Origin of the sequence: Micromonospora sp. LOL_014 (genome assembly GCF_048060245.1) — a bacterium.
In the GTDB taxonomy this organism is placed as follows: domain Bacteria; phylum Actinomycetota; class Actinomycetes; order Mycobacteriales; family Micromonosporaceae; genus Micromonospora_E.
Window position 1 is genome coordinate 16861 of the sequence record NZ_JBHMIP010000019.1, and the last position, 20320, is coordinate 37180.

The following is a 20320-nucleotide window of genomic DNA, read 5'->3' on the forward strand; positions in this document are numbered from 1 at the left end:
TGGCCCTACGATCGCCCCGTGGATTGGGCGGTTCTGGCCGGCGGTGCGGCCGTCGGCACTGGCGGCGGGCTCGTCGCCGGTCTGCTCCTGGCGCGAGCCCGGGCACGACAACTGGCATCCGCCCCGGTCGAACACCGGGGCGGGCAGCGTACGTCCAGCAACGGGAGGCCGCAGATCGTCGCGAACGACGCCGCTGCGGCACCCCCGGCCCCGGCCCGCAGCCTCATCGACTCGTTGGCCCGCCGGAGCCTGGACTCGTTGCGGGTCGGCGTGGTGGTGCTCGACGACACCGACGTGCCGGTGCTGGTCAACCCGGCGGCCCGGGCGATGGGAATGCTCCGGGCCGGGCCGACGCCGGGCAGCGTCACCGCGCACCCGATCATCCGTACCCTGGCCGGGCAGGTCCGCCGCACTGGCGTGCGTCGCGAAGTGGAGCTCGACCTGCCCCGGGGCCGCGAAGGCGGCACCCAGGACCCGCTCGGGGTGCACCTGCGGGCCGTCGGCCTGCGCGGCAACCACGTGGCGGTCGAAGCCGCCGACGTCACCGAGTCGCACCGGGTGGCCCGGGTCCGCCGGGACTTCGTCGCCAACGTCAGTCATGAGCTGAAGACCCCGATCGGTGCCCTGCAGCTGCTCGCCGAGGCGTTGCTGGACGCCACCGACCCGGACAGCGCGGTCACCGACCCGACCGAGGACGTGGCCGCCGCCCGCCGATTCGCCGAACGGATTCAGCACGAGTCGACCCGGCTCGGCCGGCTGGTCAACGAGCTGCTCGAACTCACCCGGCTACAGGGAGCCGAGCCGCTGCCGGCCCCCGACCCGATCGCGGTCGACTGGGTGCTGGCCGAGGTCGTGGACCGGACCCGTACCCCGGCCGCAGCCCGCCGGATCGAGGTGACGGTGACGGGCGAGCGCGGGCTGACCGTGTACGGTCGCGACAGCCAGATCGCCACCGCGGTGGCGAACCTGGTGGAGAACGCGATCGCCTACTCCGGTGCGGACACCCGGGTCACGGTGACCGCCTCCCGGGCCGACGAATACGTCGACATCGCCGTCGCGGACCAGGGCATCGGCATCGCCCCCGACGAGGTTGACCGGATCTTCGAACGGTTCTACCGGGCCGACCAGGCACGCTCGCGCAGCACCGGCGGCACCGGGCTGGGCCTGGCCATCGTCAAGCACATCGTCACCAACCATGGCGGTCGGGTCGAGGTTTCCAGCACGCTGGGTGGAGGGTCGACGTTCACGCTGCGGCTGCCTGCCAGCCCGCCGGACGCCGCACTGCCGCTACCCGAATCGGTTGAGATCGACACCGGTCCGGCCGCGCACGAGTAGGTCTGAGCGGATCAGGCCGGACACAGGGAAGGAAACGACAAGTGGCCCGGGTACTCGTGGTGGAGGACGAGGAGTCCTTCTCCGACGCGCTCTCCTACATGCTGCGCAAAGAGGGGTTCGAGGTGTCGGTGGCGCCAACCGGCACCGCCGCGCTCACCGAGTTCGACCGCACCGGAGCGGACATCGTGCTGCTCGACCTGATGCTGCCCGAGATGTCCGGCACCGAGGTCTGCCGTGAACTGCGGCAACGCTCCCGGGTACCGATCATCATGGTGACTGCCCGGGACAGCGAGATCGACAAGGTGGTGGGCCTGGAGATCGGCGCCGACGACTATGTCACCAAGCCGTACTCGCCCCGGGAGCTGGTCGCCCGGATCCGGGCGGTGCTGCGCAGACAGAGCACCGAGGTGATCGAAGCGTCCACCGCGACGCTGACCGCCGGACCGGTTCGGATGGATGTCGAGCGGCACGTGGTGACCGTCGACGGTGACTCGGTCCAGCTGCCGCTGAAGGAGTTCGAGCTGCTCGAGCTGCTGCTGCGCAACGCCGGCCGGGTGCTCACCCGGGGGCAGCTGATCGACCGGGTGTGGGGTGCCGACTATGTCGGGGACACCAAAACCCTCGATGTGCACGTCAAGCGGCTGCGTTCCAAGATCGAACCGGAGCCGTCGGCCCCGCGCTTCATCGTCACCGTGCGCGGGCTGGGCTACAAGTTCGAGTCCTGACCAAATGTTGGGGCCGGTGCCGGGGCCGGCGGTCGCTTCGGTGTCAGTCCGACCGGCGGGCGTTCGGCGTCCGCCGGCGCGGCGTGGCCGGGTGCGCTGCCACCAGGCCACGCCGGGCCCGTGCCGCGCACAGCTCGGCCAACCGGGCGTACGCCGCCTTGCCGACCAGCGCGGTCAGCTCCGGCTCGTACGACCGGTACATCGGCTCGCCCCCGACGTGCGCCTCCGGCGACGAGGTGCACCACCAGTCCAGATCGTGCCCACCGGCACCCCAGCCCCGCCGGTCGAACTCGGTCAGCGTGGAGACCAGCACCTTGCTGCCGTCCGGGCGTTTGGCCCACTCCTGGTCCCGGCGGATCGGCAACTGCCAGCAGACGTCCGGCTTGTACTCCAGCGGATGCACCCCGTCGCGCAGCGCCTGGGCGTGCAGCGCACAACCCCCGCCACCGGGGAAGTCGGCGTCGTTGTGGAACACGCACGGCCCGTCGGCGCTGCGGGTGGCGGTCCGCCGCGCCGGATTCTTACCGTCGACGGTGTCCATCTCGGTGTAGTTCTTGAACCCGCGCCGGTAGTGCTGCCAGGTCTGCGGGGTGAGCCGCTTCGCGGCCGCCTTGACCCGGTTCTCGTCGTCGCTGTCGGTGAAGAAGGCACCGTGCGAACAGCAGCCGTCCCCAGCCCGGCCGGCGATGATGCCGTGGCAGGACCCACCGAACACACAGGTCCAGCGGGACAGCAACCAGGTCAGGTCGGCCCGGATCAGATGCGCGGCGTCGGCCGGGTCGACGAACTCGATCCACTCACGGGGAAAGTCCAGCTCGACCTCCCGACTGCGGGGGTCGGCCGGGGTCTCGACCAGGATCCGGAGCTCGCCACGGGGTGCCACCCGGCCAGGGTACGCCTGCCACCTGCGGCGGGCCGGGCAAGCGGGTCGGTACGCCGGATTGGCCTAGGGTGATCACATGCGACTGGGTGTGCTCGACGTCGGCTCCAACACCGTGCATCTGCTCGTGGTGGACGCACACCCTGGCGCCCACCCGTGGCCGGCACACTCGGAGAAGTCGCTGCTGCGGCTCGCCGAACAGATCGGTCCGGACGGCGCGCTCACCCCGGCCGGGGCGGACGCCCTGGTCGAAGCGGTGGCCGCCGCGCGGGCCGCAGCCGACCACTGGAAGACCAGCGACCTGATCGCGTTCGCCACCTCGGCGGTGCGCGACGCCACCAACTCGGCGGCGGTGCTGGCCCGGGTCCGCGTCGAGACTGGCGTGCACCTGCAGGTGCTCTCCGGCACCGACGAGGCCCGGATGACCTTCCTCGCGGTCCGCCGCTGGTTCGGCTGGTCCGCCGGCCGGCTGCTGGTGCTGGACATCGGCGGCGGCTCCCTGGAGCTGGCCGCCGGTGTCGACGAGGAGCCGCACCTGGCCCAGTCGCTGCCGCTCGGGGCCGGCCGGTTGACCCGGGAACGGCTCGGGGTCACCCCGTTCACCGCCAGCCCGCCGGCCGCACAGTTCGTCGCCGACCTGCGGGAGTACGTCGACGCCCAGGTGCAGACGATGGTCCCGCTGCTGCAGGCGCAGGGCTGGGACCGGACGGTCGGCACCTCCAAGACGTTCCGCACCCTGGCCCGGCTGACCGGGGCCGCGCCGTCCAGCGCCGGGCTGTGGGCGCCCCGGCGGCTGACCCGTACCGGGCTGCGTCAGGTGACCGGGTTCATCCGCCACATCCCGCCTGCCGAGTTGCGCGAACTCGAAGGGGTCAGCGCCAGCCGGGGGCACCAGTTGCTGGCGGGGGCGATGGTGGCCGAGTCGGTCATGCGGCAGTTGGGCATCGAGTCGCTCGACATCTGTCCGTGGGCGCTGCGGGAAGGGGTGATCCTGCGCCGGATGGCACAGCTGGAGCTGATCTCTGCCGGTGACCTGGGCACGGTCACCGGCCCGGCAGGTCCGCGCCGGCCGGGCTAGGCTGGGCGTCGTGACCTCCGCGGTACCCGTGCTGCTCTCCAGCTCATCGGTGTTTCCCGAGCCGACGGCGGCCGCCTTCGAGCTGGCCGCCGCGCTCGGCTACGACGGCATCGAGGTGATGGTCTGGACCGATGCGGTCAGCCAGGACGCTGGCGCGCTGCGTGGGCTTGCCGCGCACTACGGTGTGCCGGTACTCGCTGTGCATGCCCCCTGCCTGCTGGTCACCCAGCGGGTCTGGAGCTCCGACCCGTGGGAACGACTGCGCCGCTCGGCCGTACTGGCCGAGACGCTCGGCGCGCCGACCGTCGTGGTGCATCCTCCGTTCAGCTGGCAACGTGACTACGCCCGTACCTTCGCCGACGGGCTGCGTACCCTGCGCGACGCCCACCCACAGGTGCGGTTCGCGGTGGAGAACATGTTCCCGGTCCGGATGGCCGGCCGTGAGTTCGTTCCGTACCAGCCCGGCTGGGATCCGACCGAGGTCGGCTACGACGCGTACACCCTTGACCTGTCGCACTGCGCCGCGTCGCGGGCCGACGCACTGGCCCTCGCCGCCGCGATGGGCGACCGGCTGGAGCACGTGCACCTCGGCGACGGCAGCGGCCTCGGCCGCGACGAGCATCTGGTCCCCGGCCGGGGCAACCAGCCGTGCGGCGAGCTGCTCAGCTCGCTGGCCGGCAACGGCTTCCGGGGCGCGGTGGCGGTCGAGGTCGCCACCCGTGGCGCCCGCAGCCGTACGGTGCGCGAGGCCGACCTGCGCGATTCGTTGGCGTTCGCCCGCCGGCACCTGGCCGCCATCGACGGCGGCAGCCCCGGCCGGTCGGCGACCGCCGACCAGCCGGCCGGCTGAGCCGGAAAGACTGGCCGGCTGGAGCCGGGGAAGACCGTCAGCTGACCGGCAGCAGCGGCTTGTCCTCGACCGCGGCGCGCTTGCGGGCCCGGTGCGCGGCCACGTGCGAGCGGGTGGCGCAGCGCTCCGAGCAGAACCGCCGGCAGCAGTTCGACGACGTGTCCAGGTAGACGTTGCCGCAGCGGGCGTCAGCACAGACGCCGAACCGGGCACTGCCGTACTCGCACAGCCAGACCGACAGCCCCCACACCGCCCCAGCCAGATACTCGGCGCTGACCGAGGCTCCCCGGCCGGTCACGTGCATGTGCCAGTCGTTGGAGTCGTGGCCGGAGATCCGCGGCTGCACCGGAAACGCCGCGAGCAGCGAGTTGAGCTCGGCGACCGCGTCGGCATCGCGCCCGGTGGTGCCGTACTCGAAGACGTCCCGCAGGCGTCTACCGGCCCGCCGGAACACCGTCAGGTCGCGGTCACAGACCTCGTCGCACATCCAGACGTGGTCGCCGTGGAACAGCGCCCTCAGGTCGTCGAGGTCAGCCAACGGGGAGTTGACCAGATCAACTGCGGTCCGCGCGTAGGCGTCGAAGTCCACCTGACAACCGTAGACGATTCAGATCGCCCGGTGGGCGGCCACGTAGTGCGGCAGAAACCGGGCGTACCCGTCGGTTATCAATCCGGAACTCTCCCGTAACCCGGCACCGGCCGACTCGCCGGCCACCACCCAGCTGCCCAGCACCAGATGGTTGCCGTCGAACGCCGGCAGCGCCCGGAACTCCTGGTAGCACCAGCCTTCGGCGCCGTAGTCGCCCGGATTCTCGATCTCACCGCCGGCAGCCACGATCCGTACCGCCGCGCCTTCCCGGCCGAGCAGCGGCTTGGCGACGTACTCCGGCATCCCGCGCGGTCCGTCCAGGTACGCCGGCAGCAGGTACGGGTGGTCCGGAAACAGCTCCCAGAGCACCGCCAGCAGCGCCTTGTTCGACAGCAGCAGCTTCCACGCCGGCTCGATCCAGGTGGTCGGGGTGCCCGGTGCGAGCGCCAGCCGCCCGTACGGCTCGGCCAGCATCCACTCCCACGGGTAGAGCTTGAAGCAGGTGGTGATCGGCTGGTCGGCGGCGTCGACGAAGCGCCGGCCGTCCCAGCCTACGTCCAGCATCGGCAGCAGCTCGGCGGTCAGCCCGGCCTGGCGGGCGGTCTCGGCGAGGTATCCGGCGGTCATCAGATCCTCGCCGGTCTCCTCCTCGCTCGACCAGGTGACGTGCAGCGTCGGATGGTACATCCCGGCCTTAATCTGCGCCCAGCCCGCCACCAGCCGTTCGTGCAGGCTGTTCCACTGGTCGAGCTGCGGTCGGGTGTCCTCCAGCCAGTACCACTGCACGATCGCGGCTTCGACCAGGGCGGTGGGGGTGTCGGCGTTGTACTCCAGCAGCTTCGGTGGCCAGGAGCCGTCGTACCAGAGGTCGAACCGGCCGTACAGACTCGGTGGCCGCTCGCGCAACGACCGGGCGACTGCGTCGGTGGCCCACGCCGGGATGCCGAAATCGGCGTACCGCCGGTGCGTCACCACGTGCTCGGCCGCCGCCACCGCCATCCGGTGCAGTTCCTCGGTCGCCTCCTCCAGCCGCAGCACCTCCGGTAGGTCGAAGGCGTAGCAGGCGGATTCATCCCAGTAGGACATCACCGAGCCGTTGGGCAGTTCGGTGTCGGCGTACACCAGACCCTGCTGCCGTACCGTCGCGTCCCAGTCCGGCCGGGGCCGACAGGTTTCGCGCCGCACGCTCAGCCGCCGCAGGAGGCGAGGTGGGTGCCGAATCCGCCTCGGTCGGGCATGGCCGCTGTGGTGTCGGCCGGAGCTTCCGGCGTGGTACGGGCGACGAACGCCCCGGCGCCGCCGGCGGCCATCGCCAGCACCGTCGTGCCGCCGCCGGAGCCGGCACCCATCGACCGGTCGTCGTCGCAGTCGTCGTCCGGGACCAGGTTGCAGCCGGAGAGGGAGAGCGCCAGCGCGGTGAGCGCACCGAGCTGGACACTGGTCGACCGGAGCCGGCGCGGGGAGATCTTGTCCACAGCACTGTTGTAGCTCACCGACGCACGCCCGGCGTCGGTGGATCTCGGCCTGCGGCCGGACCTCGGCCACTGGCCGGGCCGGTCGTGGTCAAGGGCGATACGCTCGCCCTATGCTTCGCTCGGTCATCCTCGCCGCGTCCCGGTCGACCACGATCGAACGGCTGGTCGCCGCCGCCCCGTTCAGCCGTGACGTGGTACGCCGATTCGTCGGCGGCACCACCATCGACGAGGCGTTGACCGCCGCGGCCGAGCTCACCGGTACCGGTCTGGTGATCAGCATCGACCACCTCGGTGAGGACACCACCACCGCCGAGCAGGCCAGCGCCGTGCGGGCGGAGTACCTGGCCCTGCTGGACGCGCTGGACCGGGCCGGTCTCGCCGCCGGCGCCGATGTCAGCGTGAAGCTCTCCGCGCTCGGGCAGCGGTTCGACGAGCCGGCGGCGACCGGGCACGCCCAGGCGATCTGCGCGGCGGCGGCCGCCGTCGGTGGCACCGTCACCCTCGACATGGAGGACCACACCACCACCGACTCGACCCTGGACGTTCTGCAGACGCTGCGTGCCGACCATCCATCCACCGGGGCGGTGCTGCAGGCTTACCTGCGGCGTACCGAGACGGACTGCCGGGAGCTGGCCACCGCCGGTTCCCGGGTGCGGCTGTGCAAGGGGGCGTATGCGGAGCCGGAGTCGGTCGCCTACCAGTCGGCGATCGACGTCGACAAGTCCTTCGTGCGGTGCCTCAACATCCTGTTCTCCGGCGCCGGCTACCCGATGCTGGCCACTCACGACCCGCGCCTGATCGCGATCGCCGAGGACCGGGCCCGCTGGTTCGACCGGGCGCCGGAGGAGTTCGAGTTCCAGATGCTGTACGGGGTTCGACCGGCCGAACAGGCCCGGCTCGCGGGGGAGGGCTACACCATGCGGGTCTACCTGCCCTACGGCACCGACTGGTACGGCTACCTGATGCGCCGGCTCGCTGAGCGTCCAGCCAACGTGGCGTTTCTCGGCCGGGCGCTGCTCTCCCGCGACTGACGCCGGCACCCTGTGTTGCCGCTCAACCCGGGCTGGACCGGGATGGTTCCGGCCCCCGTATCATTCGGCGGGTGACCGACCGGCAGGACTCCGTACCGACCGATGAGCCGGAGCCGGACAGTTCGACGGGCCGGCCGGAGTCCGATGGATCGGACGAACCAGATTCGTCCCCGATGGACCAGCCGGAGCGGCCGGATCCTGCGCCGATCCCGGTGATCCCGCCGCCGGAGCGGCGCTGGTCGCTCTGGCCGGTGCTCGGCATCGTCGCGACGGTGTTGCTCTGCGCCGTGCCGGTGGTCGGTGCGGTGGCGCTGATCGACCGGTTGCCCAGCCCGGAACCGCCGGTGATCGAGCCGACGGCCACCCCGCAGACCGGCCCGCCGGCCAGCCCGGTGCCGGGTGATCCGCCGGCCGCTGTCCAGGCCTGGCTGCGTACCCAGATCAACGCCCTGCTCGACCAGCAGGCCGCCGCGCTGATCGCCGGCAACGAACGGGGCTTCCTCGCGGTCGCCGAACCCGGCTCGGCCGCCCACGACGATCTGGCCCGCCAGTTCCAGACCCTGCGCGCGATGCAGGTGACGGCGTGGCGCCCGTCGGTCAGTACGCTGCCGGTCGAGTTCGACCCGACCGCCAGCGCCACGCCCACGTCGGCGGCCACCGGGTCGGCCGCGCCGACCGCGACGACGACCACCGCACCGACGGCCATGGCCACGGTCACCGCCGCACCGACGGCGACCGCGCCGGTAACCGCAGGCCCGCCACCGTCACCGACCGCCCCGTCACCGACCGGCACCGAATGGCGGTTGCTGGTCAGCTACCAGCACTGCTTCGTGGCGCCCTCCTGCGAGACCAGCGAAGTGGTGGTCGGTCAGCGCTGGAGCACCGAGGGCGGACGGCTGCGCCTCGTGGCGGTCGAGCCGTCGCTGACCCTGCAGGACGGGCCGCGGCCCTGGGAGGTCAGCGAACTGGTCGTCGCGACCGGCAACCGGACCTTGGTGGCGACCACCCCGCAGTACCGGGATCTGCTGCCCGACCTGCTGCGCGACGCCGAGGAGGCGGCGGCGGTCGCGGACCGGTACGCGGTCTCCGGTGCCGCCCCGGACCGGTACCGGGTCTTCTACGCCGGTGCCGACGAATGGGGCAGCTGGTACGGCGGAAACCGTCCGGACTGGACCGCCGGGTATGCGGTGGCGGTCGGCGGCGGACACTACGAGATCGTGCTCAACGGCACCAATCTGCGCGACGTGGTCCGGCCGGACCTGCTGCGTCATGAGTTGACCCACGCCGCGTCCCTGCCGGACGGCGGGAACCGGGAGCGGGCCGCCTGGTGGCTGATCGAGGGACTGGCGGAGCATGCGGCGGCCGGCGGCCGGCCGGTGGTCCGCTACGAAGGGCTGGACGACGTCCGCCGGCTGGTCCTGGAACAGGACTGGCAGGGGCCGCTGAGCAGCGTCGAGCCGACCGCGGACGCCGAGGACTGGCAGGTAGGTGCCGGGTACGGGGTGGGCTACCTGGCGGTCCGGCACCTGGTCGACCGGTTCGGCGAGGAGCGGACGTTGGCGTTCTTCCGGTCCGTGGTGCACGACGGCGTGGGTCTCGACGAGGCCGCCCGGACGCAGTTCGGTGAAGCCTGGGAGGGCCTGCAGGAGGCGTGCGTCGACTACGTCCGGCGGGCGGTCGGCTGAGCCGTCACCCGCCGCCGTCGTGCCGGTAGCTCGTACGGGTGTCGGCCGCCCCGCCGTCGGGATCAAATGACGGAACGGATCGCGCCGGTCACAGCGACCCCGTTACCGTACTGGTAACACGTGCGTTGTCCGTCGCGGCGCGGAAGGGTCCCGCCGGGCGGCACGCGCCGGGGAAATGGGATGGATCGGTGAACCATGGCAGGATCACCACAGTCCGAGGACAGGCTGTCGGAGGTCAAGTTCCTGACCGTCGCCGAGGTGGCGAGGGTGATGCGGGTGTCCAAGATGACCGTCTATCGACTCGTGCACTCCGGTGAGCTTTCCGCAGTACGGGTCGGCCGGTCGTTCCGGGTGCCGGAACACGCGGTGCACGAGTACCTGCGAGGGGCTTTCCGGGAGACCGCCTAGCGGGTATCCGGAGATGCCCAGCACCGACGCGTCCCCCGGCTGGCGCCGGGGCCGCGTTGGTGCTGATGAAACGCGCGGGCTAGGCTTGACGCCGGCCGTGCCGTCGTATGCGCGGGTGAGTCCGCCCGCCGGCCCGGCCGGTTGTCCCGTTCGGTCCACGCGTCAGCCTCCCCGCATGCTGCGCACGGGCCGACCCGAACGTTCGTTGGAAAGGCTTTCGTATGGGCTCGGTGGTCAAGAAGCGCCGCAAGCGTATGGCCAAGAAGAAGCACCGCAAGCTGCTGCGCAAGACCCGCGTCCAGCGTCGACGTCTCGGCAAGTGACCGTGGCCGGGCCCAGGCCCGGCTCAGCAACGCTCCGGTCACCCGCCGGCACTTGGAGGGCCCGATGGTGAGGTCCCCGACCGTGGTGGTAACCGGAACGAGTCGATTCATCGGTGCCCGGGTCGCCGGTCGACTAGCCGCCGACCCCCGGGTCGGCCGGGTCGTCGGGCTGGACACCGCCACACCGGTGCCGGACTTCGCGGATCTGTTGCGCGACGTCGACCAGGTCCGCGCCGACGCTGGTGCGGCCAGTGGCATCATCGCGGACCTCGATGCGTCTGCCGTCGTGCACCTGGCCGTGGTCAGTGGACCGGATCAGCAGTACGGCGGCCGCGCTGCGATGAAGGAACAGAACGTCATCGGCACCATGCAGCTGCTCGCCGCCTGCCAGCGGGCGTCTGGTCTGCGTAAGCTGGTGGTGCGTTCGTCGACGGCGGCGTACGGTGCCTCGTTCCGCGATCCGGCGGTCTTCACCGAGGACACCGAGCCCCGTGAGGTGCCGCGCGGCGGGTTCGCCCGCGACATCCTGGACATCGAGGCGTACGTGCGCGGCTTCCGCCGCCGCCGGCCCGACGTCACCGCCACCGTGTTACGGTTCGCCCCGTTCATCGGCTCGACCGCCGAGACCAGTCTGACCCGCTACTTCGCCCAGCCGCTGGTGCCGACCGTCTTCGGACGGGACCCCCGGCTGCAGTTCGTGCACGTCGACGACGCGCTCGAGGTGCTACACCGGGCCGTGGTGGAAGACCGTCCGGGCACGTTCAACGTCGCCGGTCCGGGCGTACTCACCCTCTCCCAGGCGATCCGGCGGGCCGGCCGGGTCGCCGTACCGGTGCTGGAGCCGGGGCTGTCCGGCGCTGCTGGCGTCACCCGGGCCTTCGGCGTAGGGCGCTACGGGTTCGACCAAATCGACCTGTTCGTCCACGGCCGGGTGGTCGACACCTCCCGGTTGATCCGCGAGTTCGGGTTCGAGCCGCGGTCGACGCAGGCCGCCTTCGACGATTTCCTGCGCGCCCACCCGGACGGAACGCTGCTCGCCGGTGACCGGCTGGCCGCCGCCGAACAGGCGATCCTGGCCGGCATCCGCCGGGCCCGCGCCGCCCGTGTCGGCGATCAGCGGAAACTGGCATGACCGTGCCGGACCGACCCGGCGACGTCTGGGATCAACGGGTGGCCGCCAGCCTGGCGTTCCTGCGCCGCCGGTTGGCCGGCGAGTACGAGGTGGACGAGTTCGGCTTTGATCCCGAGCTCACCGAAAGCGTGTTCCTGCCGGTGCTGCGGGCGCTCTACCGCGAGTGGTTCCGCACCGAGGTGTCCGGGATCGAACACCTGCCGGTGGACGGTGCCGGGCTCGTGGTCGGCAACCACTCCGGCACGGTCGCGCTGGATGCGGCCGTGCTCACCGCGATCCTGCACGACGAGCATCCGCAGCATCGGCACCTGCGGCTGCTCAGCGCCGACCTGGTCTTCCGGCTGCCGTTCCTGTCCGAACTGACCCGCAAGTTCGGCGGCACGGTGGCCTGCAACCCGGACGCCGAGCGGTTGCTCGGTGGTGGGGAACTGGTCGGGGTCTTCCCGGAGGGCTTCAAGGGAGTCGGAAAGCCGTACTCGCAGCGTTACAAGCTGCAACGGTTCGGTCGGGGTGGGTTCGTCTCGGCGGCCATCCGGACCGGATCGCCGATCGTTCCGGTGGCGATCGTCGGCGCCGAGGAGACCTATCCGATGCTGGCGAACATCGCCCCGCTCGCCCGGATTCTCGGCCTGCCGTACTTCCCGGTGACGCCGACCTTTCCGTGGCTGGGGCCGCTTGGCCTGGTGCCGTTGCCGAGCAAATGGCTGATCGAGTTCTGCCCGCCGATCCCGACCACCCAGTTCGCCGACCACGCCGATGACCCGTTGGTCGTGTTCAACCTGGCTGATCAGGTGCGGGAGACGATCCAGCAGGCCCTGCACCGGCTGCTGGATCGTCGGCCGGACCCGTTCGGCCGCTGAGCCGGTCAGTCCGTCAAGCTTCGCAGATCCAGCACCTGCCAGGAGGCGGCGCTGTCGTCGCCGACCGACCACCACAGCATACCGCCACGGCAGAGCACCATGCCCACGTCGTCGCTCACCACGATCGCCTCGTCGAGCTGCAGATCGTAAATGATCAACTGCTGCGAGTTGGTCAGTGAGGTGGGTGCCGACGACAGCGACAGCACCTCGAACCGGTCCAGCACGGCGACGTCGATTGTGCTTGCGGTCACCGAGCCGTCGCCGATGCGCCGACGGTCCGTACCGTCCGGGCGCATCAGGTCGATCCGGCCTGGGCCGTCCGCCGCCAGCACCAGCACCCGGCACCAGGTGGGACCGCAGGTGACCAGCTCGGTCGGGCCGGCGGGGACGTCGGTGATCCGGCGTTGCACGAGGTCACGGATCCGGATCGGGCCGGTCCCGCCGCTGCCAGCGCTGACCATCGTCGGCCACCTGGACAACGCCCAGGCACCCGGATCGGTGCGTACGGTCACCTCGCCGCCGGCCAGCGGGACCGATCGCAGTTCGGTCGCCGGTTCGGTCCCGGGCGCCACGGCGACCCAGTACAGACTGCCTTCGTTGATCACCATGTCGTACTGGGAGTTGAAGAAGACCACGTCGCCGGTGTCGGTAGTGAGCCGGCGTGGCTCGGCGTCGTCGGCCCAGCCGGCGGCCCACATCTCGGTCCGCCCGCGGCCGTCCTCGTCCGCGACCGACTCGGACCAGGCCAACGTGTCCCCGTTGGTGGTGAACCCACCGAACTGCGGGGTAGCGCCGAGCGGGAGCCGGCGCAGTTCCCGGACCGATCCGTCGGCGGCCCGCACGACCAGCCGCAGCGCGGTGCCGTCCGGGCTCGGCGCGGTGCCGACCGAGGTGGCGCCGTCGAGGAACAGCACCGGGCTGTACGCCGGCCCGTCGGTGAGGTTGGCGGGTACCTCGGTGATCTCAACCGCCGGCCAGACCTCGGCGACGGTACGCAGCCGGTCCGGCTCGTCCGCGCTGGTCGTCGGGCCGGCCTGCGGCAACACGACCAGCAGGACCGCAGCTGCCAGCGCCCCGGCCAGCCCGGCCAGATGCCACGGACGGTGGTGGCGGTGCCGACCCGGCGGGTGGCTGGGTGCCCCGGTCGACTCGACCGGGCGTGCGGTGACCGTCACACCGATGCCTTCCTGATCCGATGCCGGCGTCGCCGGCCGGGGTGGGCCGGATGCCCGGCCCGAATGAGCCGGATGTCTCTGTCCTGGTCAGCCTGTTGCCCGGCGGCGGCGGATGGCCAGGCCGGCCGTCACCGCGCCGGCCAGGAAACCGGCGGCGACCGTCGACGGTACCGCGATCCGCGCCGCCTTGCGACCGGTCCGGAAGTCCCGGACCTGCCAGCCCCGCTCCCGTGCCTGGCGGCGCAGCGCGGTGTCCGGGTTGACCGCGACCGGGTGTCCGACGGCGGTGAGCATCGGCAGGTCGTTGGCGGAGTCGCTGTACGCGCTGCAGCGGGCGAGCTCGAGCCCTTCGACTGCGGCGAGCTGCACGATCGCCTCGGCCTTGGCCGGGCCGTGCATCAGTTCGCCAGCCAGCCGACCGGTGTACGTTCCGTCGACGACCTCGGCGACGGTACCGAGCGCACCGGTCAACCCGAGACGCTGGGCGATTACCCGGCCGACCTCGACCGGAGTTGCGCTGACCAGCCACACCCGTTGCCCGGCGTCGAGGTGCACCTGCGCCAGGGCCCGGCTGCCGGGCCAGATCCGCGACGTTATCAACTCGTCGAAGATCTCCTCGGTGAGGCGTTCCACGTCGCTGACCCGCCAACCGGCGACGAACGCCAGGGCCGCTTCCCGGGCGTGCGACATGTCCCCGGCGTGTTCCGCGGCGAGCAGCCGGAACCGCGCCTGCCGCCAGGCGAACTGGGCGAGGTCGGCGGTGGTGAAGTAGTTGCGGGCGGCCAGGCCGCGCGCCAGCCAGTAGATTGACGCACCACGCAGCATGGTGTTGTCGACGTCGAAGAAGGCCGCTGCCCGTTGGTCAGCGGCCACCGGTGTCGCGGCTGCCAGCCCGATGGTCGCCCAACCCGTGGTGTGACCGGCAGCGTCCGTACTGATGGTCACCTTGCGGGTGCGGGGCACGCCGGCATCACTCTCCCGTCGGGCGGCGCCACCGGCCCGGTCAGGTCACCGGTCAGCGGCCGGGTTGTCCTTGACCGCCGGGCGCGGGCCTGGCAGATCCGTCTCGGTGGCCTCGCCGACCTGTGGCTCGGCGAGGCTCGGCTGCTGCGGACTGGTCGACGGCCGGTCGTCGACCTCCGGGTCGATCGACGAGTCGGCACCTGCGGCGGGGGCGGGTGCTACGTCAGCGCGACCCTGGTCGCCCGACGACTCGCCGACGGGCGGCCCGACCAGGCCGCCCGGGACACGAATGCTACCGGCCGGCTCGGCCGATACGCAGCTGGTCGGCAGCGGGCCGAGTTCGTCGCTGGCGCTGGTCGCCGGAGCCGAGCAGGTCAGCTCGTCGCGCAATGCCGTGGTCCGGGCCCGGACCCGGTCGAGGAGGGTGAGTGATTCGCCGACCCGGTCCCGGTTCGCCGCCGACCCGTCGGCGAGTTGCCGCAACATGGGACGCTGCGTGGACACGAAAGAGTCGATCACGTCCAGTGGGCTCTCGTCACCGCCGACAGCGGCGGCGGAGGTGAGCAGCCGGACGCCTTCCCGGGTCTGGCCGTCCATGTCGTCCAGCACTGCGCTGAACGCGGTGGGCTCGTCGTACACGATGAGCGCTTCGCCCATCCGTACTTCTGCGAAGCTGAGGAACAGTTGTCCGCGGGAGGAGTCGGACTGGACCAGAGCGAGCTGGGCCCGTTCGGTGGACCGCTTCATCCCGTACAGGGTGTCGCCCGGCACCGCCTGCTCGGTGGCGGCGGACATGCCGGAGACGGTGATTGCCCCGAACGCGACGGTGGCGATGATGACCGCGCGGGTCCGGGCCCGGCCGGCGGTCGTCGCCGCGCGGGCCCCCGCCGCCCGACCGGCGAACCAGCGGGACCGGGGCCGTTCGGGCAGGCGGCGGTACGGAGCCGTCGGCGCGCCGGCGCCGATGCCTTCGCGCTCGGCGGTGGCGATCAGCACGGCGCGCAGGTGTGCCCGGTAGTCCGGGTCCACGCCGCTGTCCGGTGATTTCGGCATTTCGGACATTCGGCGCCCGAGTGCCGTGAGCCCGGCCAGCTCGTCGTCCAGCGGATCGCGGACCTGGTGCCGCCCTCCGCCCTCGGCGCGGTCGAGAAGTTGTGCGAATCGTTCGGCGCGTCGGCGGAAGAGATAGAGCTTGCTCATCGCGGACACCTCCCTTCGCGGGTCACGGCTTCAGTGGCGGGTGTCGCCACTATCCGGTGCGACCACGGCCAGGGTCGCTGGGGAGGTGACCCGTTGCGGGTCCTGGCACGCTGCCTGATGGCTGGCGAGGTGCTGGCATCATCGGTCGCAACCCAAGAAACGCCTGAGCGGTCAGTTGGGTTACGGGCCGGTGGCGAGATTCATCACTACGCGTGACCGCAGTCGCTTTCTGTGCTGGCTTAGTCACGGTTGGAAACCGTCGGGCAGGAGTCGGGCCAGCGCCCGTACCGCCCGGTACTGCAGGGCCTTGATCGCCCCCTCGTTCTTGCCCATCGCCCGGGCGGTCTCGGCGACCGAGAAGCCTTGCAGGAAACGGAGAACGATGCACTCCTGCTGCTCCGGGTTGAGCTGCTTGACGGCGGTCAGTAGGGCGACGTTGGTGATGTGGTCGACGACCGCTGCCTCGGGGCTTCCCTCCGGGCCGCGATCCTCGCGTTCCGCATCCATCACGTCACCCGTAGTAACTTCTAGTCGGTACCGTCCCGACTTGAAGTGGTCCGCGACCAGGTTGCGGGCGATGGTCACCAGCCAGGCCCCGAGGTCCCGGCCCTGCCAGGTGAAGCTGCCGATCCGCTTCAGGGCGCGCAGGAAGGTATCCGATGTGAGATCCTCGGCGAGTTGCCGGTTGCCCACCCGGAAGTAGACAAATCGGAATACGGTGTCCACGTACCGGTCGTAGATCAGACCGAACGCCTCGGTCTCGCCAGCCTGGGCCCGTTCCACCAGCGCCCAGACCTCGCGGGCGGGATCGGACGGGTCCGGCCGGTCCGGATAGCCGCCTGGTGGTGCGCCGGACCGACTGCCCTGGTCGGGGATGACCGGCAGAACGGTGGTCTCCGCCTCGTTGCCGTCCGGCTGGGTCGGCATGGTCGGCCGGGCCGGGGCGGCCACCGCGCCACCCATCGGCTTGCTGTTGGCGCCGGGCTGACGTCGGCTCGGCCCCTCGTTGGGCTGGGTGCGTGGCCTGGTCCCTCGGGTGTCGCCGTCGCCGCGCATCGTGATGCTGAGCATCTCGTGCATCGACGCACGTAGCAGCGACAACCCCTCGCCGAGGGCGATCCGGGCGGCAGCTACCTCGCGGCTGGCCGACGGGAGAACGATCTGCGGGGAGTAGACACTCATTGGGCGTCCTCCGTTCGTGCCTGCGGCGACCCGGCGTGTTGCCGGGCCCGGGCACCTGGGTCGGTGAGCTGGGTGCTGATACCGGCGCTGATGCCGGCGCAGACCGGCGGGTCGGTGGTGAGCCTCATGGACCGGCGAACCCTCCTGAGGTGCTGGTGCGGTGCGACAACGGGCACGGCGGCCTCCTCGGGCTGAGGGGTGGCGACTCACGGCAAAACGGGTGAGTCGACCCAAGGCGATGATAGGGCCAACGTCACCCACGCGTGTGGAGTCCGTTACACAACGACGAAGTATTTCCGCAGGGCGGCGTGCCCATGTCGCACTGGCTGTCCGCTGTCGGTTACCCGACGCTTTGGTTGTCGGGAAGCGGTAAGCTCCCCGGCGTGTCGCGTCGCCAGCCCAGAATCACCTTGATCACCCGCCCCGGCTGCCACCTCTGCGACGACGCCCGTGCGGCGATCGCCCGGGTGGCGGGGCAGACCGGCGACGAATGGGTTGAGCAGGACGTCACCGCTGACATCGAGCTGGAGCGCGACTACGGCGAACGGCTCCCGGTGGTGCTGCTCGACGGCCGGGAACACGGGTACTGGCGGGTCGAGGAGCAGCGGCTGCTCGACGATCTGCGCCGACCGGTCGGCTGACCGGGTGACCGGTCGAGTGGCCTGCGGCCGATCGGTCGGCTGACCTGCTGGTCCGGTGACGCCAATGGCCGGTATCGTGCCGCCGTGGCCCCGCTTGACACCCATCTGGTCTGGGACTGGAACGGCACCCTGCTCAACGACCTGGCGCTGGTCGTCACCTCGACCAACCACGCGATCGCCACCGTCGACGGCCCGGTGCTCACCCCCGAGCAGCACCGGGTGGCCTTCCGTCGGCCGGTCGCGGACTACTACGCAGACGTTCTCGGCCGGGCGGTCGACGCCGAGGAGTTCGGCCGGCTGGACCAGATCTTCCACGCCGCGTACCGGGCCGGTCTGACCACCTGCGGACTCGCCGAGGACGCCGAACGGGCGCTGCTCAGCTGGTCGGGCAGCCAGTCGCTGCTCTCGATGTGGTTCCACGACGAGCTGGTCCCGTTGGTCGACACGTACGGCCTGACCCGGACCTTTCGCCGCATCGACGGGCTGCGGACAGCGGTCGGCGGCGACCGCAAGGCCGGTCACCTCGACCGGCACCTGACCGCGCTGGGTGTGGACCCGGCCCGGACCGTACTGATCGGCGACTCGATCGACGATGCGGACGCCGCCGAGGCGGTCGGTGCAGGTTGCATCCTGTACACCGGCGGCTTTACCGACCCGGACCGGCTCCGGGCCCGTGGCGTGCCGGTCGCGGAGTCCCTCACCGAGGCGGTACGGCTGGCGGCCGATCACTGATCCGGTCAGCCTCGTAGGTAGGTCAGTGCGGCGAGCACCCGCCGGTGCTGTTCGGTGTCCGGCGCCAGCTGGAGTTTGTTGAAGATGTTGTGGATGTGCTTCTCGACGGCCCCGTCGGTGACCACCAGCAGCCGGGCGATGGCGGTGTTCGACCGCCCCTCGGCCATCAGCCCGAGCACCTCCCGTTCCCGCGGGGTGAGCTGGCGCAGCGGGTCGTCGCGGCGGCGCCGGACCAGCAGCTGACCGACCACCTCCGGGTCGAGCACCGTGCCGCCGGCGGCCACCCGGGCGAGGGCGTCGAGGAATTCGGCGATCGCGGCGACCCGGTCCTTGAGCAGGTAGCCGACGGCGCCGGCGCGGTCGGCGAGCAGATCGTCGGCGTACGACACCTCGACGTACTGGGACAGCACCAGCACCGGCGCCCCCGGGACCAGTTCGCGGATCCGCACCGCCGCCCGTAGCCCTTCGTCGGTGTGCGTCGGCGGCATGCGTACGTCGACGATCGAGACGTCCGGACGGTGTTCGGTGACCGCCTCGACCAGGGCCGGGCCGTCGCCGACCGCGGCCGCCACTCGGTGGCCGTGCTCGCTCAGCAGCCGGACCAGGCCCTCTCGCAGCAGTACGGCGTCGTCGGCGATCACCACTCGCATGGGTGCCATGTCTACCATCGCGGTTCAGCCGGGCAGCTCGGCGCGGATCTCGGTAGGCCCGCCCGGCGGGCTGTGCACCGCGAGAGTGCCGCCGTGCGCCCGTACCCGGTCGGCGAGTCCGACCAGTCCGTGCCCCTTGGCGAGGTGGGCACCGCCGGTCCCGTCGTCGGCCACCACGATCGTCAACCCGCCGTCGTGGCGGTGTACCCCGACACTGCAGGCGGCCGCCCCGCTGTGCTTGGCGACGTTGGTCAGCGCCTCGGCCACCACGAAGTAGGCGCTGCTCTCCACCGCCGGGTCGGGTCGCGTCGCGGCCGTGCCGAGCCGGGGGTCGACCGACAGGTCTACCGGTATCACGCCGCGTCCGGCCAGGGCGGCGAGCGCGCTGGGCAGCCCTCGGTCGACCAGGATCGGCGGTGCGATGCCACGGGACAGGGCACGTAGCTCGGCCAGTGTCTCCCGGGTCTGGTCCAGCGCCTCGTCCAGGGTACGCCGGGCGGCGTCCGGGTCAGCTGCCAACTGCTCGCGGGCCCGCCCCAGGTCCATGGCGAGCCGGACGAGTCGCTGCTGCGGCCCGTCGTGGATGTCGCGTTCCAGCCGGCGCAGCGCGGTGGCCTCCGCGCTGACCGCGGCCTGCCGCTGCTCCTCCAGGTCGGTGATCCGGTCGCGCATCTGGGCCACCCCGGTGAGCAGACCGCGGGCGAAGCCGGCCTGCAGCAACGCACAACCGCGTACCACGATCGGCAGGGTGACCAGGAAGAACAGTCCGATGGCGGTGTACAACGCGACCCGGGTGCCCGGTGCGTCGCCGAGGCCGAGCAGCGGCGCCAGGCCGTCGTCCGGGTCGGCGGGCAGCAACCAGTCGTACGTCCAGTAGAGCGAGCCGGCCAGTGCCCCGGCCCACCAGGTGACGGTGACCGGCACGGCGATCAGGGCCACCGGCAGGCGCAGCACGCCGAAAGTCAGGTCAAGCCAGGACTGGGGGTCGGTGATCGGGGCCAGGACCCGTCGCCAGGTGCCCGCGTCCGGTCCCGGCGTCACGTATCGCGGCTGCACCTGGGCGGTGGCCAGGACCCCCGCCATCCGGTGCCGTTCGAGTTGGGCGAACCCGCGGACGGTGGCCAGCGTGCCGCTTAGCACCGGCAGGCCGACGACGGTGACCACCAGACCGACGCCGAGCGCGAAACCGACGACGCCGACGACGAAGTTCGCCAGCGCGAGCGGCAGGCTGGTGAGTACGTAGAGGGAGTCGCTGGCCAGCCGGCGCAACGTCGTCGGCCGGCTGGCCGGTGCGAGGGCGGGCGGAATGCCGACTGCGGTCATGGCAGTGACGCTAGGTGCCAGGTGGCGGGCTGGTCACTCCTGCCGGCCCGCCGATCGCGGTGGGGTTGTCCCCCCGGTCGGAG

At 71.6% G+C, this 20320-nt stretch carries 22 protein-coding genes and 1 pseudogene; 12 read left to right on the forward strand and 11 right to left on the reverse strand.

All coding sequences use genetic code 11. The features are described from left to right. Positions 1-18 precede the first annotated feature (18 nt). Both ACFHW1_RS17515 and ACFHW1_RS17520 read left to right on the forward strand, forming a co-directional pair. Positions 19-1335: a sensor histidine kinase gene (locus ACFHW1_RS17515; RefSeq protein WP_416556267.1), complete on the forward strand. Its 1317-nt coding sequence runs from the start codon at positions 19-21 to the stop codon at positions 1333-1335. 41 nt (positions 1336-1376) lie between these two features. Further along, positions 1377-2060 carry a response regulator gene (locus ACFHW1_RS17520; RefSeq protein ID WP_416556266.1) on the forward strand — a complete coding sequence of 228 codons (684 nt, stop codon included), beginning with the start codon at positions 1377-1379 and terminating at the stop codon, positions 2058-2060. A 43-nt stretch (positions 2061-2103) separates the two neighbouring features. Here the strand turns inward: ACFHW1_RS17520 and ACFHW1_RS17525 are convergent, their stop codons facing one another. Beyond that, on the reverse strand, positions 2104-2919 hold the full coding sequence (locus ACFHW1_RS17525; protein WP_416556287.1) for a hypothetical protein: 816 nt from the start codon (positions 2917-2919) through the stop codon (positions 2104-2106). Positions 2920-3019: 100 nt separating this feature from the next. Between ACFHW1_RS17525 and ACFHW1_RS17530 the strand changes: the two genes are divergently transcribed. Next, positions 3020-4018 (forward strand): Ppx/GppA phosphatase family protein, encoded by a 999-nt coding sequence (locus tag ACFHW1_RS17530; protein ID WP_416556265.1) that lies wholly within the window; start codon positions 3020-3022, stop codon positions 4016-4018. A gap of 10 nt (positions 4019-4028) precedes the next feature. After that, the gene (locus ACFHW1_RS17535) at positions 4029-4868 is read left to right on the forward strand and encodes a sugar phosphate isomerase/epimerase family protein (RefSeq protein WP_416556264.1); all 840 of its coding nucleotides are present in this window, start codon (positions 4029-4031) and stop codon (positions 4866-4868) included. 37 nt (positions 4869-4905) lie between these two features. Here ACFHW1_RS17535 and ACFHW1_RS17540 read toward each other — a convergent pair whose 3' ends face one another. From ACFHW1_RS17540 to ACFHW1_RS17550, 3 genes are read right to left on the reverse strand one after another with little or no spacing between them, the layout of a single operon-like run. Next, positions 4906-5457, reverse strand: coding sequence for a CGNR zinc finger domain-containing protein (locus tag ACFHW1_RS17540; RefSeq protein ID WP_278171648.1), 552 nt, complete (start codon positions 5455-5457; stop codon positions 4906-4908). An 18-nt stretch (positions 5458-5475) separates the two neighbouring features. Then, positions 5476-6642 (reverse strand): glutathionylspermidine synthase family protein, encoded by a 1167-nt coding sequence (locus tag ACFHW1_RS17545; protein WP_416556263.1) that lies wholly within the window; start codon positions 6640-6642, stop codon positions 5476-5478. A 2-nt stretch (positions 6643-6644) separates the two neighbouring features. After that, complete coding sequence (locus ACFHW1_RS17550; protein ID WP_416556262.1) at positions 6645-6932, reverse strand: hypothetical protein; 288 nt, start codon at positions 6930-6932, stop codon at positions 6645-6647. 110 nt (positions 6933-7042) lie between these two features. Between ACFHW1_RS17550 and ACFHW1_RS17555 the strand changes: the two genes are divergently transcribed. From ACFHW1_RS17555 to ACFHW1_RS17580, 6 genes are all read left to right on the forward strand, one after another. Further along, positions 7043-7963 carry a proline dehydrogenase family protein gene (locus ACFHW1_RS17555; protein ID WP_416556261.1) on the forward strand — a complete coding sequence of 307 codons (921 nt, stop codon included), beginning with the start codon at positions 7043-7045 and terminating at the stop codon, positions 7961-7963. 71 nt (positions 7964-8034) lie between these two features. Continuing rightward, positions 8035-9648 (forward strand): hypothetical protein, encoded by a 1614-nt coding sequence (locus ACFHW1_RS17560; protein ID WP_416556260.1) that lies wholly within the window; start codon positions 8035-8037, stop codon positions 9646-9648. A gap of 195 nt (positions 9649-9843) precedes the next feature. Then, positions 9844-10056, forward strand: coding sequence for a helix-turn-helix domain-containing protein (locus tag ACFHW1_RS17565; protein WP_123605749.1), 213 nt, complete (start codon positions 9844-9846; stop codon positions 10054-10056). 221 nt (positions 10057-10277) lie between these two features. Next, positions 10278-10379, forward strand: a complete 102-nt coding sequence (locus ACFHW1_RS17570) for a 30S ribosomal protein bS22 (protein ID WP_007465623.1) — start codon at positions 10278-10280, stop codon at positions 10377-10379. A gap of 64 nt (positions 10380-10443) precedes the next feature. Further along, positions 10444-11511, forward strand: a complete 1068-nt coding sequence (locus ACFHW1_RS17575; protein ID WP_416556259.1) for an NAD-dependent epimerase/dehydratase family protein — start codon at positions 10444-10446, stop codon at positions 11509-11511. Further along, entirely contained in the window at positions 11508-12371 is an 864-nt protein-coding gene (locus tag ACFHW1_RS17580; RefSeq protein ID WP_416556258.1) for a lysophospholipid acyltransferase family protein, read from the forward strand. Before ACFHW1_RS17575 ends, ACFHW1_RS17580 begins: the two co-directional genes overlap by 4 nt. A 5-nt stretch (positions 12372-12376) precedes the next feature. Here the strand turns inward: ACFHW1_RS17580 and ACFHW1_RS17585 are convergent, their stop codons facing one another. From ACFHW1_RS17585 to ACFHW1_RS17605, 5 genes and pseudogenes are all read right to left on the reverse strand, one after another. Continuing rightward, positions 12377-13546, reverse strand: a complete 1170-nt coding sequence (locus ACFHW1_RS17585) for a hypothetical protein (RefSeq protein WP_416556257.1) — start codon at positions 13544-13546, stop codon at positions 12377-12379. A gap of 87 nt (positions 13547-13633) precedes the next feature. Further along, on the reverse strand, positions 13634-14509 hold the full coding sequence (locus ACFHW1_RS17590) for an HAD family hydrolase (RefSeq protein WP_416556256.1): 876 nt from the start codon (positions 14507-14509) through the stop codon (positions 13634-13636). A 315-nt stretch (positions 14510-14824) separates the two neighbouring features. Beyond that, a pseudogene (locus tag ACFHW1_RS17595) lies at positions 14825-15709 on the reverse strand (DUF5667 domain-containing protein); the annotation flags it as partial. Positions 15710-15952: 243 nt separating this feature from the next. Further along, positions 15953-16891, reverse strand: coding sequence for an ECF subfamily RNA polymerase sigma factor, BldN family (locus ACFHW1_RS17600; protein ID WP_416556255.1), 939 nt, complete (start codon positions 16889-16891; stop codon positions 15953-15955). Beyond that, positions 16888-17019: a hypothetical protein gene (locus tag ACFHW1_RS17605; RefSeq protein ID WP_416556254.1), complete on the reverse strand. Its 132-nt coding sequence runs from the start codon at positions 17017-17019 to the stop codon at positions 16888-16890. The genes ACFHW1_RS17600 and ACFHW1_RS17605 overlap by 4 nt, the downstream gene beginning before the upstream one ends. Positions 17020-17274: 255 nt before the next feature. On the opposite strand from ACFHW1_RS17605, the gene ACFHW1_RS17610 reads away from it, so the two are divergent. Then, the gene (locus ACFHW1_RS17610) at positions 17275-17532 is read left to right on the forward strand and encodes a glutaredoxin family protein (RefSeq protein WP_416556253.1); all 258 of its coding nucleotides are present in this window, start codon (positions 17275-17277) and stop codon (positions 17530-17532) included. An 84-nt stretch (positions 17533-17616) separates the two neighbouring features. Next, on the forward strand, positions 17617-18264 hold the full coding sequence (locus ACFHW1_RS17615; protein ID WP_416556252.1) for an HAD family hydrolase: 648 nt from the start codon (positions 17617-17619) through the stop codon (positions 18262-18264). Positions 18265-18269: 5 nt separating this feature from the next. Here ACFHW1_RS17615 and ACFHW1_RS17620 read toward each other — a convergent pair whose 3' ends face one another. Together ACFHW1_RS17620 and ACFHW1_RS17625 are read right to left on the reverse strand one after the other, a co-directional pair. Then, the gene (locus tag ACFHW1_RS17620) at positions 18270-18914 is read right to left on the reverse strand and encodes a response regulator (RefSeq protein WP_416556286.1); all 645 of its coding nucleotides are present in this window, start codon (positions 18912-18914) and stop codon (positions 18270-18272) included. A 24-nt stretch (positions 18915-18938) separates the two neighbouring features. After that, positions 18939-20237 carry a sensor histidine kinase gene (locus tag ACFHW1_RS17625; RefSeq protein ID WP_416556251.1) on the reverse strand — a complete coding sequence of 433 codons (1299 nt, stop codon included), beginning with the start codon at positions 20235-20237 and terminating at the stop codon, positions 18939-18941. Between the last annotated feature and the right edge of the window lie 83 nt (positions 20238-20320).

Bases quoted from the DNA above. Each gene is read 5' to 3' on its own strand.
- ACFHW1_RS17530 (WP_416556265.1), top strand. From the start codon at position 3,020: ATGCGACTGGGTGTGCTCGACGTCGGCTCCAACACCGTGCATCTGCTC.
- ACFHW1_RS17555 (WP_416556261.1), top strand. From the start codon at position 7,043: ATGCTTCGCTCGGTCATCCTCGCCGCGTCCCGGTCGACCACGATCGAA.
- ACFHW1_RS17565 (WP_123605749.1), top strand. From the start codon at position 9,844: ATGGCAGGATCACCACAGTCCGAGGACAGGCTGTCGGAGGTCAAGTTC.
- ACFHW1_RS17570 (WP_007465623.1), top strand. From the start codon at position 10,278: ATGGGCTCGGTGGTCAAGAAGCGCCGCAAGCGTATGGCCAAGAAGAAG.
- ACFHW1_RS17575 (WP_416556259.1), top strand. From the start codon at position 10,444: ATGGTGAGGTCCCCGACCGTGGTGGTAACCGGAACGAGTCGATTCATC.
- ACFHW1_RS17580 (WP_416556258.1), top strand. From the start codon at position 11,508: ATGACCGTGCCGGACCGACCCGGCGACGTCTGGGATCAACGGGTGGCC.
- ACFHW1_RS17600 (WP_416556255.1), bottom strand. From the start codon at position 16,891: ATGAGTGTCTACTCCCCGCAGATCGTTCTCCCGTCGGCCAGCCGCGAG.
- ACFHW1_RS17605 (WP_416556254.1), bottom strand. From the start codon at position 17,019: ATGAGGCTCACCACCGACCCGCCGGTCTGCGCCGGCATCAGCGCCGGT.
- ACFHW1_RS17620 (WP_416556286.1), bottom strand. From the start codon at position 18,914: ATGCGAGTGGTGATCGCCGACGACGCCGTACTGCTGCGAGAGGGCCTG.
- ACFHW1_RS17625 (WP_416556251.1), bottom strand. From the start codon at position 20,237: ATGACCGCAGTCGGCATTCCGCCCGCCCTCGCACCGGCCAGCCGGCCG.